20 protein-coding genes are annotated in these 14,291 nt (G+C 72.1%); 4 read left to right on the top strand and 16 right to left on the bottom strand.

What is annotated here, in order from left to right:
- Positions 1-67 precede the first annotated feature (67 nt).
- From ASC64_RS21380 to ASC64_RS21350, 7 genes are all read right to left on the bottom strand, one after another.
- The gene (locus ASC64_RS21380) at positions 68-1,144 is read right to left on the bottom strand and encodes a sensor histidine kinase (protein ID WP_235563867.1); all 1,077 of its coding nucleotides are present in this window, start codon (positions 1,142-1,144) and stop codon (positions 68-70) included.
- A gap of 10 nt (positions 1,145-1,154) precedes the next feature.
- Positions 1,155-1,418: a DUF4031 domain-containing protein gene (locus tag ASC64_RS21375; RefSeq protein WP_056909576.1), complete on the bottom strand. Its 264-nt coding sequence runs from the start codon at positions 1,416-1,418 to the stop codon at positions 1,155-1,157.
- Positions 1,419-1,464: 46 nt separating this feature from the next.
- Positions 1,465-2,241 carry a TrmH family RNA methyltransferase gene (locus ASC64_RS21370; protein ID WP_056909575.1) on the bottom strand — a complete coding sequence of 259 codons (777 nt, stop codon included), beginning with the start codon at positions 2,239-2,241 and terminating at the stop codon, positions 1,465-1,467.
- Positions 2,242-2,246: 5 nt separating this feature from the next.
- Positions 2,247-2,633, bottom strand: a complete 387-nt coding sequence (gene rplT / locus ASC64_RS21365; RefSeq protein ID WP_056909574.1) for a 50S ribosomal protein L20 — start codon at positions 2,631-2,633, stop codon at positions 2,247-2,249.
- A gap of 75 nt (positions 2,634-2,708) precedes the next feature.
- A complete protein-coding gene (locus ASC64_RS21360) occupies positions 2,709-2,921 on the bottom strand; it encodes a large ribosomal subunit protein bL35 (protein ID WP_056909573.1) in 213 nt (70 codons plus the stop codon).
- A gap of 135 nt (positions 2,922-3,056) precedes the next feature.
- Positions 3,057-3,809: a translation initiation factor IF-3 gene (infC, locus tag ASC64_RS21355; RefSeq protein ID WP_306666176.1), complete on the bottom strand. Its 753-nt coding sequence runs from the start codon at positions 3,807-3,809 to the stop codon at positions 3,057-3,059.
- Positions 3,810-4,043: 234 nt separating this feature from the next.
- Positions 4,044-4,592 carry an SseB family protein gene (locus ASC64_RS21350; protein ID WP_235563866.1) on the bottom strand — a complete coding sequence of 183 codons (549 nt, stop codon included), beginning with the start codon at positions 4,590-4,592 and terminating at the stop codon, positions 4,044-4,046.
- 47 nt (positions 4,593-4,639) lie between these two features.
- Here ASC64_RS21350 and ASC64_RS22920 point away from each other — a divergent pair, with 47 nt between their 5' ends.
- The 4 genes from ASC64_RS22920 to ASC64_RS21330 all read left to right on the top strand — a co-directional run bounded on the left by ASC64_RS22920 (position 4,640) and on the right by ASC64_RS21330 (position 7,857).
- Positions 4,640-5,092, top strand: a complete 453-nt coding sequence (locus tag ASC64_RS22920; protein WP_056909571.1) for a hypothetical protein — start codon at positions 4,640-4,642, stop codon at positions 5,090-5,092.
- The gene (locus ASC64_RS21340; protein ID WP_235563865.1) at positions 5,089-6,306 is read left to right on the top strand and encodes an amino acid deaminase/aldolase; all 1,218 of its coding nucleotides are present in this window, start codon (positions 5,089-5,091) and stop codon (positions 6,304-6,306) included. Before ASC64_RS22920 ends, ASC64_RS21340 begins: the two co-directional genes overlap by 4 nt.
- Positions 6,296-6,850, top strand: a complete 555-nt coding sequence (locus ASC64_RS21335; RefSeq protein WP_056909570.1) for a hypothetical protein — start codon at positions 6,296-6,298, stop codon at positions 6,848-6,850. Before ASC64_RS21340 ends, ASC64_RS21335 begins: the two co-directional genes overlap by 11 nt.
- A 101-nt stretch (positions 6,851-6,951) precedes the next feature.
- Entirely contained in the window at positions 6,952-7,857 is a 906-nt protein-coding gene (locus ASC64_RS21330; protein ID WP_056909569.1) for an aldose 1-epimerase family protein, read from the top strand.
- A 21-nt stretch (positions 7,858-7,878) separates the two neighbouring features.
- Here ASC64_RS21330 and ASC64_RS21325 read toward each other — a convergent pair whose 3' ends face one another.
- From ASC64_RS21325 to ribD, 9 genes are read right to left on the bottom strand one after another with little or no spacing between them, the layout of a single operon-like run.
- Positions 7,879-8,358 (bottom strand): PH domain-containing protein, encoded by a 480-nt coding sequence (locus ASC64_RS21325; protein ID WP_056909568.1) that lies wholly within the window; start codon positions 8,356-8,358, stop codon positions 7,879-7,881.
- Entirely contained in the window at positions 8,342-9,187 is an 846-nt protein-coding gene (gene hisG / locus ASC64_RS21320) for an ATP phosphoribosyltransferase (RefSeq protein WP_056909567.1), read from the bottom strand. The genes ASC64_RS21325 and hisG overlap by 17 nt, the downstream gene beginning before the upstream one ends.
- Before the next feature lie 9 nt (positions 9,188-9,196).
- A complete protein-coding gene (locus ASC64_RS21315; RefSeq protein ID WP_056909566.1) occupies positions 9,197-9,460 on the bottom strand; it encodes a phosphoribosyl-ATP diphosphatase in 264 nt (87 codons plus the stop codon).
- Between the two features lie 57 nt (positions 9,461-9,517).
- The gene (locus tag ASC64_RS21310; RefSeq protein WP_156385339.1) at positions 9,518-10,033 is read right to left on the bottom strand and encodes a hypothetical protein; all 516 of its coding nucleotides are present in this window, start codon (positions 10,031-10,033) and stop codon (positions 9,518-9,520) included.
- A gap of 9 nt (positions 10,034-10,042) precedes the next feature.
- Positions 10,043-10,528, bottom strand: coding sequence for a 6,7-dimethyl-8-ribityllumazine synthase (gene ribH, locus ASC64_RS21305; RefSeq protein WP_056909564.1), 486 nt, complete (start codon positions 10,526-10,528; stop codon positions 10,043-10,045).
- Entirely contained in the window at positions 10,525-11,865 is a 1,341-nt protein-coding gene (locus tag ASC64_RS21300) for a bifunctional 3,4-dihydroxy-2-butanone-4-phosphate synthase/GTP cyclohydrolase II (RefSeq protein ID WP_082550711.1), read from the bottom strand. Before ASC64_RS21300 ends, ribH begins: the two co-directional genes overlap by 4 nt.
- Positions 11,862-12,554, bottom strand: a complete 693-nt coding sequence (gene pnuC, locus ASC64_RS21295; protein ID WP_056909563.1) for a nicotinamide riboside transporter PnuC — start codon at positions 12,552-12,554, stop codon at positions 11,862-11,864. Before pnuC ends, ASC64_RS21300 begins: the two co-directional genes overlap by 4 nt.
- Entirely contained in the window at positions 12,554-13,180 is a 627-nt protein-coding gene (locus ASC64_RS21290) for a riboflavin synthase (protein ID WP_056909562.1), read from the bottom strand. Before ASC64_RS21290 ends, pnuC begins: the two co-directional genes overlap by 1 nt.
- Positions 13,181-14,227: a bifunctional diaminohydroxyphosphoribosylaminopyrimidine deaminase/5-amino-6-(5-phosphoribosylamino)uracil reductase RibD gene (gene ribD, locus ASC64_RS21285; RefSeq protein ID WP_056909561.1), complete on the bottom strand. Its 1,047-nt coding sequence runs from the start codon at positions 14,225-14,227 to the stop codon at positions 13,181-13,183.
- Between the last annotated feature and the right edge of the window lie 64 nt (positions 14,228-14,291).

The following is a 14,291-nucleotide window of genomic DNA, read 5'->3' as shown; positions in this document are numbered from 1 at the left end:
GGTTAGGAGCCCGACCGCACGGGAGGCGGGGACGACTCGTGAAGGTTCTGTGCAGGTCGGCAGACCGCTACTCGGGGCGCAGGTCCTCGCTCGGCCAGTCGACCATCACCCGGGCGCCGCCGCCGGGCGCGTCCTCGATCGTGACCCGGCCACCGTGGGCGCGGGAGAGGCCCCCGACGATGTACATCCCCAGGCCGCTGCCGCCGGACTCGCCGGTGGTCCAGAACTTGGTGAAGACGCGGCGACGCATGTCGACGGGGATGCCCTCGCCCTCGTCGTCGACCGTGATGCGTACGCCGGGGAGCTCGGGGAACGCCGCCAGGCGCACCGCGACCTGACCCTGGCCGTGGCGGACGGCGTTCTCGACGAGGTTGGTGACCACCTGGGTGAACTTGTCGGGGTCGGCGAACACCTCGGGCAGGTCGTCCTCGACGTCGAGCGAGATGTCGCGTGCGGTGCCGGCCTCGATCGAGTCGACGACCCGTCGCACCAGGACCTCGGCGGAGGACTCGCGCGGGTAGAGCTGGAGCCGTCCGGTGTCGATCCGCGCGACGTCGAGCAGCTCGGCGATGAGACGGGCCAGGCGGTCGGCGTCGGCGTTGACGGTGGTGAGCATGAGCTTGCGCTGGTCGTCGGTCAGCTTGTCCCACCGGTTGAGGAGGGCCTGCACGAACCCCTTCACGCCGGTCAGCGGTGAGCGCAGCTCGTGCGCGACCGTGGCGACCAGGTCGGAGCGCTCGCGGTCGAGGAGGGCGCGACCGCGGCCGCTGCGCAGTCCGACCGCGATGCCGACGACCCGGCCCAGGGCTCCGTCGCGCACGAGCGTGGCGGTGGTGAGCACCTCCTCGCCCGAGGCGTTGAGCCACGACTGCTCGGGCATGCCCCGCACGATCGGGATGCTCTCGAAGGGGCGGTTCACCCCCAGCCAGGTGCGCCCGTCCTGGTCGAGGAGCCGCAGCACGTCGGCCAGCGGCATGCCGTGGGCCTCGTGCGGGTCGACCCCCAGCAGCGCGGCTCCCTGCGCGTTGAGGAGGGTGACCTCACCGTCGCGGGTGGCGCCCAGGATCCCGTCCGGGTAGAAGTCGGCGAGCGAACGCAACCGGCTCGGCGTGCTGGCGATCCGGCGACTCGGCTCCTGTGACACGTCGGCAACCCTAGTCGCGCAACGGCTTGGGACGGCGCAGCCCCGCGGCGCGCAGGGCGGCGACGAGCTGCCGGGAGGACACCGGGACGGCACCCGCGTCGACCATGGTGTCGTACCACTCCTCGGGGACGTCGTAGTGGTCGCGGTCCCAGCCACGGGACGGGATGCCGTGCCGCTCCGCGAACGCGTGCGCCTCGTCGTACGACGTGTCGCTGGCGAGGTGGGACCAGAGCCGGTCCCACCTGGGCACCGCGGGTGGATCGATGAGGATCATTGACGAGGGAGGCTAGCCGGTCGGGCGGCCGGCCGGGCGCGCCGGCTCAGGAGCGCTGGGCGCGCGCGCTGGCGTAGAGGCAGACCGCGGCGGCGGTGGAGAGGTTGAGGCTCTCGGCACGGCCGTGGATCGGGATGGCGATCCGGTGGTCTGCCAGTGCGGCGAGCTCCTCGGGGAGCCCCCACGCCTCGTTGCCGAACAGCCACGCCGTCGGACCGGAGAGGTCGGCGTCGAAGAGGTCGACCTCTCCCCCACCGTCGGCTGCGAGGACGGTGAGCCCGCGCTCCTGCGCGGCCCGGACCGCGGCCGCCGGATCCGGCTCCACGGCCAGCGGCAGGTGGAACAGGCTGCCCACGCTGGCCCGGACCGTCTTGGCGTTGTAGGCGTCGACGGACTGGCCGGCGAGAACGACCCCGTCGGCACCGGCGGCGTCAGCGGTGCGGATGACCGTGCCGGCGTTGCCCGGGTCGCGCACGTCGGCGCAGATCGCGAGCAGGCGCGGGGCGGCCGCCACGACGTGCGCGAGCGGCGCGTCGATCGGTCGGCACACGGCCACCACGCCGGCGGGCGACACCGAGTCCGACAGCGACGCCAACGCCCGGTCGTCGACCAGCGTCACGGCTGCGGCGCCGAGGAGGTCGGCGTACTGCTCGGCGGCGTGCGGTGTCGCGAAGACCTCCACGACGCACCCGTCGACCGACAGGGCACCCTCGACGGCCTTCGGGCCGTCAGCGAGGAAGAGCCGCCGCTCGGTGCGGACCGAGCGGCGGCTCAACTTGCGAGCCTCCTTGACGCGAGCGTTGCTCGCGACCAGGGGCGTCACGTCGTTCAGGCGGAGACCTTGGGCGCGTTGACGTCCTCGGGCAGCGCGGCCTTGGCGGCCTCGACGAGGGCCGTGAAGGCCGGGGCGTCGTGGACGGCGAGCTCGGCGAGGATCTTGCGGTCGACCTCGATGCCGGCCAGGTTCAGGCCCTGGATGAAGCGGTTGTAGGTCATGCCGTTCGCGCGGGCAGCGGCGTTGATGCGCTGGATCCACAGCTTGCGGAAGTTGCCCTTGTTCTTGCGGCGGTCGTTGTAGCTGTAGACCAGGGAGTGGGTGACCTGCTCCTTGGCCTTGCGGTAGAGGCGCGAGCGCTGGCCGCGGTAGCCGCTGGCCCGCTCGAGGGTGGTACGACGCTTCTTCTGGGCGTTCACTGCCCGCTTGACGCGTGCCATGGTGTTACTCCTTGATGCTGGTGAAGATCAGATGGGACGGCGGCTGAGCCACCGGGGACGTGCGGTGGGTGAGGCTCAGATGCCGAGCATCTTCTTGGCGCGCTTGACGTCGCCGGGCTCGAGCTCGACCATGCCGGCGTTGCGACGGTGCTTCTTGCGGCTGCCCGTGGTCGGCGCGGACGCGAACGCAGCGCCGGACTTGCGGCCCGCCTGCAGACGCATGATCTTGCCCGAGCCGGTCACCTTGAAGCGCTTCTTCGCGCCCGAGTGGGTCTTGTTCTTCGGCATGTGTCTGCCTCAACTTCCTTGTGCGTGCGTGGTTCGGGTTGGTATCTGGCTAGGACGCAGCAACTCGCCGCTGTCCCGGTCCCGACGGTTGTAGCGACTCCGTCGCTACGTGCTCGATCGAGGCTTTCGCTTCGCTCAAGCCTCGATCTCAGGATCCAGGTTCTCGGAGCGGCGACGCTCCTTCTTCTGGGCCACCGGGCCGGCGGCGTGGGCCGCCTCGCGCTCGGCGTCCTCCTCGGCCTTGCGGTCGGCGCGTGCCTGCTCCTTGGTGGCGCGGGCAGCGTCGGCGTCGATCTTGGCGTCGGCCTTCTTCTTGTGCGGGCCGAGCACCATCGTCATGTTGCGGCCGTCCTGCTTGGGCGAGGACTCGACGAAGCCGAGCTCCTGGACGTCCTCGGCGAGCTTCTGGAGCAGGCGGAAGCCCAGCTCGGGGCGGTGCTGCTCGCGACCGCGGAACATGATCGTGATCTTGACCTTGTCGCCTGCACCCAAGAACCGCACGACGTGACCCTTCTTGGTCTCGTAGTCGTGCTTGTCGATCTTGGGACGAAGCTTCATCTCCTTGATGATCACGTTCGTCTGGTTGCGGCGCGACTCGCGGGCCTTCTGGGCGTTCTCGTACTTGAACTTGCCGTAGTCCATGAGCTTGCAGACCGGGGGGCGTCCCTGGGGGGCGATCTCGACCAGGTCGAGGTCGGCCTCCACGGCCAGCTTGAGTGCCTGGTCGGTCGGCACGATGCCAACGGTCTCGCCGTTGGGTCCTACGAGCCGGACCTCGGGTACGCGGATCCGGTCGTTGATGCGCAGCTCGGTGCTGATGGGTCCTCCAGTGGTTCGGTGGGTGGGAGCCCCTCGCCCTCGCCGGCTGCCTGCGCCGGAAATGAACAATGGCTCCCGCTGGTTGCCAAGCGGGAGCCAGTCAGAGCTCGTCGCCCCTCTCGGGGAAACCATCTGCCCACTGCTGTCTCTCGACAGCCGTGTCACTGGGACCGGACCCGACGATCTGTGGTGCTGGGCGATCGATGCGGGTGGGAGACGGGCGCTGCTCGACTCCGCTTGGCGGGATCAATGTCGCCGTGTAGCTGTGGCGGCACTGATCGGTCAACACGGAAGGTTAGCGGATCATTCCGCCGAGGGGCCAATCCAGCCGTGACCGTCCCCCAGCGCGACAAGGCGCCACCCGGCGGCGAGGCGGGTCAGGTCCTCGCCGTCGACGACGTACGTCACCGGGCCGGCGAGGTCGACGAGCAGTGCCTCGGCGCCGTCCTGGACGGCCGCGGTGGCCGCGGTGGCCGCGGTCACCGGCACCGGACGGGCCTGCGGGTCCCAGCGCGCCATGGTCGCCGTCGAGGTGAAGGCGAGCAGCCCGGTGCTGCCATCGGCCGCGCGGACCAGCACCGCGGCCATGTCGGAGGACTTGTCGTGCGCGAGCCCGTGCTCGTCGACCTCGACGTCGCCGAGGATCGCGACGACGGGCACCAGCAGCCGGGCGTCCTGGAGCACCGACAGGACCCGGCCCGAGGTGGCCCGGCCAGCGCCGTGCTGTGCGAGCACCTCGGCGACGACCGGGTCGCCGGCACCGGTGTCGTGGGCGAAGCCGGAGTCGGGGATCCTCCGCGCCAGGGGCTCCGCGTCCTCGCCGGGCATGGCGGATGAGATGTCGTCGGGCACGTGCGTCATTGTCCCGGACGCGTGGAGCCCTGTGGGACTCTGGGGCCGTGGAAGCGACTACCTGGGCTGCACTGACCGCCGCACTCACCGTCGCGGGGGCCATCTGGACGTGGATCGCGTTCCGCCGCCGCGGCGCCGCCAACGGCCTGCGCGCCATGGGGTTCACGCTGCTGCCCGCCGCCGCGTGGCTGACCGGGACGCTCGAGATGGTGGGCGAGATCGCCAGCTCGGTGACCGACTGGGCGACCGGCCTGGTCTTCGACGTACGCACCTGGGCGGGCGTCGGCCTGGCCGGGCTCGCGCTGGTCCTCTGGGTCGTCAGCGGGTTCATCCGCGACCGGCAGCTCGCCCGCGCGCAGTCCGGGAAGGCGTCGGGAGCAGCGCGCACGGAGACGCGCAAGGAGCTCCCGCCCACCTCGGCTCGCACCTCCGGCGGGTCGCCGATCGACGACGACATGGCCGACATCGAGGCCATGCTGAGAAAGCGGGGCATCGAGTGAGCGACCACTTCGTGGACCGCAACCGCCTGTGGTCGCGCCTCGACGCAGCGATCGCCGGGCTGCCCGAGCAGCCCGCCACCCCGACAGCGGTGGTGGACCTGGACGCGTTCGACGCCAACGCCGTCGACCTGGTCCGCCGTGCCGCAGGCAAGCCGATCCGGGTGGCCTCGAAGTCGCTGCGCGTGCCGGCCCTGATCGAGCGCGCGCTGGCCCACGACGGGTTCGCGGGCGTGCTGGCCTTCACGCTGGGCGAGGCGCTCTGGCTGCACGAGACCGGCGTGAGCGACGACATCGTGGTCGCCTACCCGACCGTCGACAGCGCCGCGATCGCGCGGCTCACCGCGTCGCCGTCGGCCGCCGCCGCCATCACCCTGATGGTCGACGACCCGGTGCACCTCGACCTGGTGGACGCGACCCGCGCGTCGCGCGCCGTGCAGGTCCGCATCGCCCTCGACCTCGACGCCGGCCTCCGGGTGGGCGGCCAGCACATCGGCCCCAAGCGCTCCCCCCTCTTCGACACCGGCGACGTGCTGGCGATGGCCCGCAAGGTCGCCGAGCGCGAGGGCTTCCGCCTGGTCGGGGTGATGACCTACGAGGGCCAGGTCGCCGGCGTGCAGGACGACGTCCCCGAGCAGCGCACCAAGTCCCTGCTCGTGCGGCGCCTCAAGCAGGCCTCGATGGCCCAGCTCGAGGTGCGCCGCCGCGAGATCTCCCAGGCACTCTCCGAGGTGGCGGACCTGGAGTTCTGGAACGGCGGCGGCTCCGGGTCGGTCGAGGCGACAGCAGCCGACGAAGCCGTCACCGAGATCGCCGCCGGCTCCGGGCTGCTGGTGCCGGGCATCTTCGACCACTACGCGTCGTTCACGCCCCGCCCGGCTGCCTACTTCGGCCTGCGGGTCAGCCGCAAGCCCACGCCGACCATGGCCACCGTGCACGGCGGCGGCCTGATCGCGAGCGGCGCGACGGGACCTGACCGGTCCCCCGTCCCGTGGGCACCGCCGGGTCTCCACCTGACCGGGCTCGAGGGTGCCGGCGAGGTGCAGACCCCGCTGACCGGCCACCCCGCGGCGCTGCTCGCGATCGGCGACCTCGTGTGGTTCCGGCACGCCAAGTCCGGTGAGCTGTTCGAGCACGTCCGCGACGTGCACCTGGTCCGCGGCGAGACGGTCACCGAGGTGGTGCCGTCCTACCGCGGCTGCGACCGTGCCTTCTGACCCTGCCCTCGTTGCGGCCGACGTCTCCCGACGCGTGCTCGCCGGTCCCCCGACCCTGGGACCGGGACGCCTGGTGTGCGTCGACGGGCCGGCCGGGTCCGGCAAGACCACGCTGGCCGAGGCGCTGGCGGACGTCGTACCGGGCACGCAGGTCGTGCACTGCGACGAGCTCCTGCACGGGTGGCGCGGCCTGCCCGGACTGGCGTCGACCGTGCACCGGCTGGTGACGCCCCTCGCGGCCGGGGAGCCCGGCACCTGGGTGCGCTGGGACTGGTACGCCGACGACTGGGCGGAGACGCACCCGGTCGATCCCGGCGGCCTCCTCGTCCTGGAGGGCGTCGGCTCGTGGTCCCCGGCGATCGCGGAGCTGGTCGGCGTCCTGGTGTGGGTGGAGGCGGAGTCCGCGCTCCGTCTCGAGCGCGGGCTGGCCCGCGACGGCGCGGCGATGCGGGCCCACTGGGAGCAGTGGCGGCTGGACGAGGACGCGCTGTTCGCGCGCCTCGACACGCGGAGGCACGCCGACGTCGTGGTGTCGACCGACTGAGCGGAGGACTCGCCCCGCCGGGTGGGACCGACGTCGTCCGCCCCGACATCCGGCGTGGTGATGCCCATGCCGGGACGCTGCTCCCACCTAGGGTGAGCGCCATGGTCTTTCCGAGTGGGGAGCAGTACGAGATCTCGGCCGCGGGCTACTCCGCCGTGGTCACCGAGGGCGGCGCCGCGCTGCGCACCCTCGGTCACCACGGCCGTGACCTGGTCGATGGCTTCGGCGAGGACGAGATGTCCACCAAGGGGCGTGGCCAGCTGCTCATGCCGTGGCCGAACCGGATCCGGGACGGCCGCTACTCCTTCGGGGGCAAGGACCTCCAGCTCGGCCTGACCGACCCGGGCACCCACACCGCGTCGCACGGTCTGGCCCGCTGGGCCGCGTGGACGCTCGAGGAGCACACGGCGACGTCGGTGTCGCTGGTCCACCGGGTGATGGCGCAGTCCGGCTACCCCTGGGCGGTGGACCTGCACGTCCTCTACGACCTGACGGCCGAGGGCCTCGTCGTGACGCAGACCGCGACGAACCTGGCGCCCGAGCCGGCGCCGTACGCCAGTGGGGCGCACCCCTACCTGTGCGTCGGCGACGCCATCGAGGACCTCGAGCTGCACCTCCCGGCCCGCGAGCGTGTCGTCGTCGACGACCGGATGCTGCCGACCGGGACGCGCCCGGTGTCCGGCGACGACGACTTCACCGCCCCACGGCGGATCGGTGACCTCGAGCTGGACGCGGGCTTCGGGGGCCTCGTCCACGTCGACGGACGCGCCACGACCACGCTCGTCGACCCGGCCACCGGGCGCGGAGTCGCCCTGTGGGTCGACGAGCACCACCGGTGGCTCCAGGTCTTCACGCCACCGGCGGACGGGCCTCGGCGCGGGATCGCGGTGGAGCCGATGACGGCTCCGGCCGATGCCTTCAACTCAGGCACCGACCTCGTGACCCTCGCGCCCGCCGGATCGCCCGGCGACGAGCTCTCGGTGTCCTGGGGCATCCAGGCCCTCTGACCGACCCGCCGGGGACGAGCGTCAGCGGTCGCCGGTCTCGCGGTCGATCAGCGCCCGCACGGCTCGTACGCCGTCGACCGCACGCCGGCCGTCGGAGCCCTGGAACGCCATCGCCGAGATCGTGGTGCCGTCGGCCAGGTCGAGGGTCGCCCACGGGGCGCCTTCGGGCAGGTGGATCGCGAGGACCTCCTCCCACGCCAGGTGGCGGGTGCGGAAGCCGTTGACCACCACCAGCGACTCCATCTCCGCGGTCACCCGGGCCCGGCCCAGCGCCCAGCCGCAGACCGCGAAGCCGGCGCCGAAGAGCACGAGGGTCAGTCGTTGCAGGAAGCTGAACCGGTCGCGCACCGACGCGTCGAAGCCGAACCACGCGGCGGCACAGACGACGACGAGCACCAGCCCGAAGCCGACCACCGCCATGCGGATCCCGAAGGGCCGCCAGGTGTGCGGCAGCGAGGGCAGCGCGCGGGCACCGTCGCCGCGGTCAGAGGCGGCAGGCATGGATGTCCGTGAGAAGGATGGCGCGCGCCCCGATCGAGTAGAGCTCGTCCATCAGGCGCTGGGAGCCCGTGCGCGGCACCATCACGCGGACCGCGACCCAGCCGGCCTTGCCGAGCGGCGAGATCGTCGGGCCCTCGCGACCGGGCGCGAGCTCGGTGGCGCGGTCGAGGTGGGCCTCCTCGATGTCGTAGTCCATCATCACGTAGCTCCGGGCGACCATGACGCCCTCGATCCGACGCCGGAAGATCTCGAAGTCGTCGGGCACCTCGCCGCCACGCGTGATGAGGACGGCCTCGGACTCGAGGATCACCTCGCCGAAGGTCGCCAGACCCGCTGCACGGAGCGTCGAGCCGGTCTCGACCACGTCGGCGATGACGTCGGCCACGCCGAGCTGGATGCTGGTCTCGACCGCACCGTCGAGGCGGGTGACCGTCGCGTCGACGCCGTGGCGGAAGAGGTGGTCCTCGACCACGCCGACGTAGGACGTCGCGATCCGCAGCCCTGCGAGGTCCTCCAGCGAGGAGTAGCGACCGGCGGGCCCGGCGAAGTGGAAGCGCGAGCGGCCGAAGCCGAGGCTCATCACCTCGTGGGCCTTGGCGCCGGAGTCGAGGAGCAGGTCGCGGCCGGTGATGCCGGCGTCGAGCGTGCCCTCCCCGACGTAGAGCGCGATGTCGCGGGGGCGCAGGTAGAAGAACTCGACGTCGTTCTCGGAGTCGACGAGTGCGAGCTCCTTGGCGTCGCTGCGCTGGCGGTAGCCGGACTCGCGCAGGATCTCGGTCGCGGACTGGGACAGCGACCCCTTGTTGGGGACGGCGATGCGGAGGGTCATGAGGTCACCTCAGAGGTGTGCGTAGACGTCGTCGAGGGTCAGTCCGGAGGCGAGCATCAGCACCTGGGCGTGGTAGAGCAGCTGGCTGATCTCCAGCGCGGTCGCTTCCTTGCCCTCGTGCTCGGCGGCCATCCAGGACTCGGCGGCCTCCTCCAGCAGCTTCTTGCCGATGGCATGGACGCCGGCGTCCAGCTGCTTGACGGTGCCGGACCCCTCGGGGCGCTCCGCGGCCTTGGTGGACAGCTCGGCCCACAGGTCCTCGAACGTCTTCACAGTCGCCCAGCCTAGGCGTTGGGCCCGGCCGGCCGACGCTGGGTCCACCGGACGGCGCTAGGCCGCGTGCACTGCCGCTGCCATCAGTTCGGGCCGGTGCCGCTGCTTCCAGCAGAACACCATGAACCAGACCGCGACGGCGAGGGCGAGCACGACCAGCACGATGGCCAGCGCGCCCAGGTCCGCGCCCAGGACCGGCAGGGAGGCCATGGCCACCACGACCAGCCCGAGGTCCCACCACCGGATGAGGTTCGCGGTGCGCCGGGGCTCGGGCGCCTCCACCAGCGCGATGATCGCGCTGCACGTGCCGAAGACGACGCCGGTGCCGGACAGCGCGTCCAGCAACCCGAGCAGAGACCCGGCGGCACCCACCACGTGCAGCGCCGACACGGCGAGGCCCACCACGGCCGAGCCTGCTGCCAGCAGGAACCACGGACTCCGGCCGGCCAGGCGGCCCAGCCCGACGAGGGCGATCGGCCAGCCGATCAGGTCGGGGACGAGGTCGAACGAGTCGATGTTGACGTCGACCATCACCAGGGCCAGACCGACGACGAGAAGTCCCAGAGGAGGCACACGCGGAGTCTAGGAACGTTCGACGGAGATCGAGCGCACCACGCGGGCGGTGTCGAGCGCGGCGGCGGTCGCCTCCCAGCCCTTGTCCTCGGTCGAGCCCTCGAGCCCGGCCCGGTCGAGGGCCTGCTCCTCGGTGTCGCAGGTCAGCACGCCGAAGCCCACCGGGACCGCGTGGTCGACGCTCACCTGGGTGAGGCCGTCGGTCGCCGCCGAGCAGACGTAGTCGAAGTGCGGGGTGCCGCCTCGGATCACGACGCCGAGGGCGACCACGGCGTCGTAGCCGGCCCTGGCCAGCGCGGCCGCGACGACCGGCAGCTCGAACGTGCCGGGGACCCGGATGACCTCCGGCTCCGCGACGCCGTACGCCGCCAGGGCGCGCTCGGCGCCCGCGACGAGGCCGTCCATGACCTGGGTGTGCCAGCTCGCGGCGACGACGGCGACCTTGAGGCCGCTGGCGTCGAAGGGGTGCGAGGTCGGTGCTCCGGCGCCACTCATGCAATCTCTCCTTGGTCGGTCGACCGCTCGGGGTGGTCGGGCTGGTCGGGGTGCTCGGACTGGTGGTCGACGGCCATCTCGGCAGCCAGCTGGGGCAGGTCGTGCCCCATCCGCTCGGCCTTGGTGCGGAGGTAGGCCTCGTTGTGGGCGGTGGGACGGACGGCGAGCGGCACCCGCTCCGCGACGCGGATGCCGAAGTCCTCCAGGCTCGCGGTCTTGTCGGGGTTGTTGGTCATCAGCCGGACCGACGCGATGCCGAGGTCGCGCAGCACCTGGGTGGCCGTACCGTAGTGGCGGGCGTCGGCCGGGAGCCCGAGGTCGAGGTTGGCGTCGACGGTGTCGCGGCCGCCGTCCTGCAGCTGGTAGGCCTGCAGCTTGGCGACGAGGCCGATGCCGCGGCCCTCGTGGCCGCGCAGGTAGACCACCACTCCCCTCCCCTCGGCGACGATCGCCCGCAACGCCTCGTCGAGCTGGGGGCCGCAGTCGCAGCGCTCGCTGCCGAAGACGTCGCCGGTCAGGCACTCGCTGTGCACGCGCGTCAGGACCGGCTCGTCGCCGGAGAGGTCTCCGTAGGCCAGCGCGACGTGCTCGCTGTCGTCGATGGTGATGCGGTAGCCGTAGGCGGTGAACTCGCCGTGGCGCGTGGGCAGCCGGGTCTCGGCGACCCGCTCGACGTGCCGCTCGTGCCGCCTCCGGTAGCGCACAAGGTCCTCGATGGAGATCATCGCCAGCCCGTGCTCGTCGGCGAACTCGCGCAGCTCGGGAGCGCGCTTCATGGTGCCGTCGTCGTTGACGACCTCCACCAGCACCCCGGCGGGGGTCAGCCCGGCGAGCTTGGCGAGGTCCACCGCGGCCTCGGTGTGCCCGCGTCGTACGAGCACGCCGCCGTCGCGGTAGCGCAGCGGGAAGACGTGGCCGGGCCGGGTCAGCTCCCACGGCTCGGTCGCGGAGTCGGCGAGCGTGCGCGCGGTGTGCGCCCGGTCGGCGGCGCTGATGCCGGTGGCGACGCCGTCGCGGGCGTCGACCGAGATCGTGTACGCCGTGCGCAGCTTGTCCTTGTTGTGCGGGGTCATCAGGGGGATCTCCAGCCGCTCGAGCATGTCGCCCGGCATCGGCACGCAGATCACACCGCTGGAGTGGCGGATGGTGAAGGCCATCAGCTCGGGGGTCGCCTTAGCGGCGGCGAAGATGATGTCGCCCTCGTTCTCGCGGTCCTCGTCGTCGACGACGATCACCGCCTTGCCGGCGGCGATGTCCTCGACCGCCCGCTCGACGGGGTCGAGACGGACGCTGGTGGTGGCGCTGGTGGTGGCGCTGGTGGTGGCGGCGTCGTTCATGCCGGGACCACCTCCTTGTCCTGGTCGGTGGCGTCGACGACCGACCTGCTGGCGCGCAGCCAGACGAAGAAGCCGATCACCACGAAGACCGCGTAGAAGAGGTACATCCCGGCAGTCGGGTAGTACTCGGCCTGGATCAGCGTCGTGACGCCGACGACGTCGACCAGGATCCAGACGAGCCAGAACTCCACCCAGCCGCGCGCCATGCCGTAGGTCGCCAGCATCGAGCCGGCCAGGATCCACGCCTCGGACGTCGGGCCCCACGACCCGAGCACCTGGGTGAGCAGGACGTACGCCGCGGCGTAGCCGACGACACCGAGCACGAGCAGCTGCAGCCGCTCGGAGGTGGTGGCCCACCGTGGCGCGATGGCGCCGCCGTCGGAGGCGCCGCCGGCCTGGCGCACCTGCGACCAGCGCCACCAGCCGTAGACGGACACCACCGCGAAGAACACCTGACGGCCTGCCTGGCCCCAGAGCGGCTCCTCGATGTGACCGGAGAGCTCACCGGTCGCGAAGACGGTGAAGAGCAGCACGTTGCCGACCAGCCCGATCGGCCATGCCCACATCAGGCGCTTCATGCCGAGGATGGCACTGGCGAGACCGAAGAGGTTGCCGATCACCTCGCGGGCACCGAGTGCACCGCCCGGCACCGGGATGGTGCCGTGGACCAGCCATTCGAGGAGGGACATCACGATTCCTTGCTCTTGGGGGGGCTCTGGGTGGGGATGTAGCCGCCGAGCAGCTTCTCGACGTGCTTGGCGATGACGTCGGCCTCCAGGTTCACCAGGTCGCCGACGCGGCGCGAGCCGAGCGTCGTACGGGCGAGGGTCTCGGGGATGAGGCTGACGGTGAAGCTGGTGTCGCGGGCCTCGACGACGGTCAGGCTGACGCCGTCGACGGTGATCGAGCCCTTGTCGACGAGGTAGCGGGCGAGGTGGTCGGGCAGGGAGATCTCGACGACGTCCCAGTGCTCGCTGGGCGAGCGGGAGATGACCTCGCCGACGCCGTCGACGTGGCCCTGGACGATGTGCCCGCCGAGGCGCTTGTCGACCGTCACGGCACGCTCGAGGTTGACCCGGTCGCCGGGTGCGACACCGGCGAGCGAGGTCTTGTCGAGGGTCTCCTGCATCAGGTCGGCGGTCCAGCGGCCCTCACCGAGCTCCGAGACGGTCAGGCAGCACCCGTTGACCGAGATCGAGTCGCCCAGGCCGGTGCCCTCGAGCACGGTGGACGCCTCCATGGTGAGCCGGACGGCATCGCCCTGGTCGACGACCTGCGCGACGGTGCCGAGCTCCTCGATGATTCCGGTGAACATCTAGCTCCTCCTGAGCTGGGGACGCATGGTGAGGCGGACGTTGGTGTCCTCCCCGTCGTGGCCCTGCAGCACCGTCACGTCGCTGACGTGCAGGTGCAGGGCGTCGGAGATGGTCTCGATGCCGAGGTCGGCGACGGCGCTCGCGCCCGCTCCCAGCAGCATCGGGGCGACGTAGGCGACGACCTCGTCGACAAGCCCCGCCTCCAGGAAGGCCCGGGCCAGGGTCGACCCACCCTCCAGGAACACGTGCTGGCGGTCGAGGGCGAACAGCGTGCTCAGCGCCTCGGCTGGCTCGCGGGTGCGCAGGTGCAGGGTCTCGGCGCGGTCGTTGAAGACCCGGCGGCCGACCGGGATGTCGCGCATCCCCATCACGGCGCGCAGCGGCTGGTGGGGCAGCGGGTCGCCCACCTCGTCGCGGACCGTGAGCTCGGGGTCGTCGACCTCGACGGTGTTGGTGCCGACGAGCATCGTGTCGCACAGGCCGCGCAGGCGGTGGGTGTCGAGGCGGGCGGCCCGGCTGGAGACCCAGCGGCTGCTGCCGTCGGCCGCCGCGCTGCGACCGTCGAGGGTGGTCGCGAACTTCCAGGTCACGAACGGCCGGCGGTGTGCGATGGCGAAGGTCCACGTGCGGTTGACGGTCCGGGCCTCCTCGACCATCACTCCCCCGACGACCTCGACCCCGGCCTCACGCAGGCGGCCGGCGCCGCCGATGGCGACGGGGTTCGTGTCGGGCTGCGCGAAGACGACGCGGCGTACGCCGGCCGCGATGAGCGCCTCGCTGCACGGACCGGTGCGACCGGTGTGGTTGCACGGCTCGAGGGTGACCACGGCGGTGGCGCCGCGGGCTGCGTCCCCGGCCTCGCGCAGCGCCTCGACCTCGGCGTGCGGGCCGCCAACCTTGCGGTGGAAGCCCTCGGCGATCGTCGTACCGTCGGCGGCGAGCAGCACGCAGCCGACGCGCGGGTTCGGGCCGAGCGGCACGCCGGGGGTCACGGCGAGCTCGAGGGCGCGCCGCATCGCCTGGCGCTCTGCCTCGCTGGTCGTCATCTCCGCCTCCGGTCCGTCGGTGCGGACTCAGGGGGGCGGGCGACCGGGCCCCACGCCTCGGCAG

It is taken from the genome of Nocardioides sp. Root122, assembly GCF_001425025.1.
GTDB lineage: Bacteria > Actinomycetota > Actinomycetes > Propionibacteriales > Nocardioidaceae > Nocardioides.
This window is presented reverse-complemented; position numbering and strand designations above follow the sequence as displayed.

Coding starts and splice junctions, on each gene's coding strand:
- ASC64_RS21375 (WP_056909576.1), bottom strand. CDS start 1,418: ATGATCCTCATCGATCCACCCGCGGTGCCCAGGTGGGACCGGCTCTGG.
- rplT (WP_056909574.1), bottom strand. CDS start 2,633: ATGGCACGCGTCAAGCGGGCAGTGAACGCCCAGAAGAAGCGTCGTACC.
- ASC64_RS21360 (WP_056909573.1), bottom strand. CDS start 2,921: ATGCCGAAGAACAAGACCCACTCGGGCGCGAAGAAGCGCTTCAAGGTG.
- ASC64_RS21330 (WP_056909569.1), top strand. CDS start 6,952: ATGGTCTTTCCGAGTGGGGAGCAGTACGAGATCTCGGCCGCGGGCTAC.
- ASC64_RS21325 (WP_056909568.1), bottom strand. CDS start 8,358: ATGCCTGCCGCCTCTGACCGCGGCGACGGTGCCCGCGCGCTGCCCTCG.
- hisG (WP_056909567.1), bottom strand. CDS start 9,187: ATGACCCTCCGCATCGCCGTCCCCAACAAGGGGTCGCTGTCCCAGTCC.
- ribH (WP_056909564.1), bottom strand. CDS start 10,528: ATGAGTGGCGCCGGAGCACCGACCTCGCACCCCTTCGACGCCAGCGGC.
- ASC64_RS21300 (WP_082550711.1), bottom strand. CDS start 11,865: ATGAACGACGCCGCCACCACCAGCGCCACCACCAGCGCCACCACCAGC.
- pnuC (WP_056909563.1), bottom strand. CDS start 12,554: ATGTCCCTCCTCGAATGGCTGGTCCACGGCACCATCCCGGTGCCGGGC.
- ASC64_RS21290 (WP_056909562.1), bottom strand. CDS start 13,180: ATGTTCACCGGAATCATCGAGGAGCTCGGCACCGTCGCGCAGGTCGTC.
- ribD (WP_056909561.1), bottom strand. CDS start 14,227: ATGACGACCAGCGAGGCAGAGCGCCAGGCGATGCGGCGCGCCCTCGAG.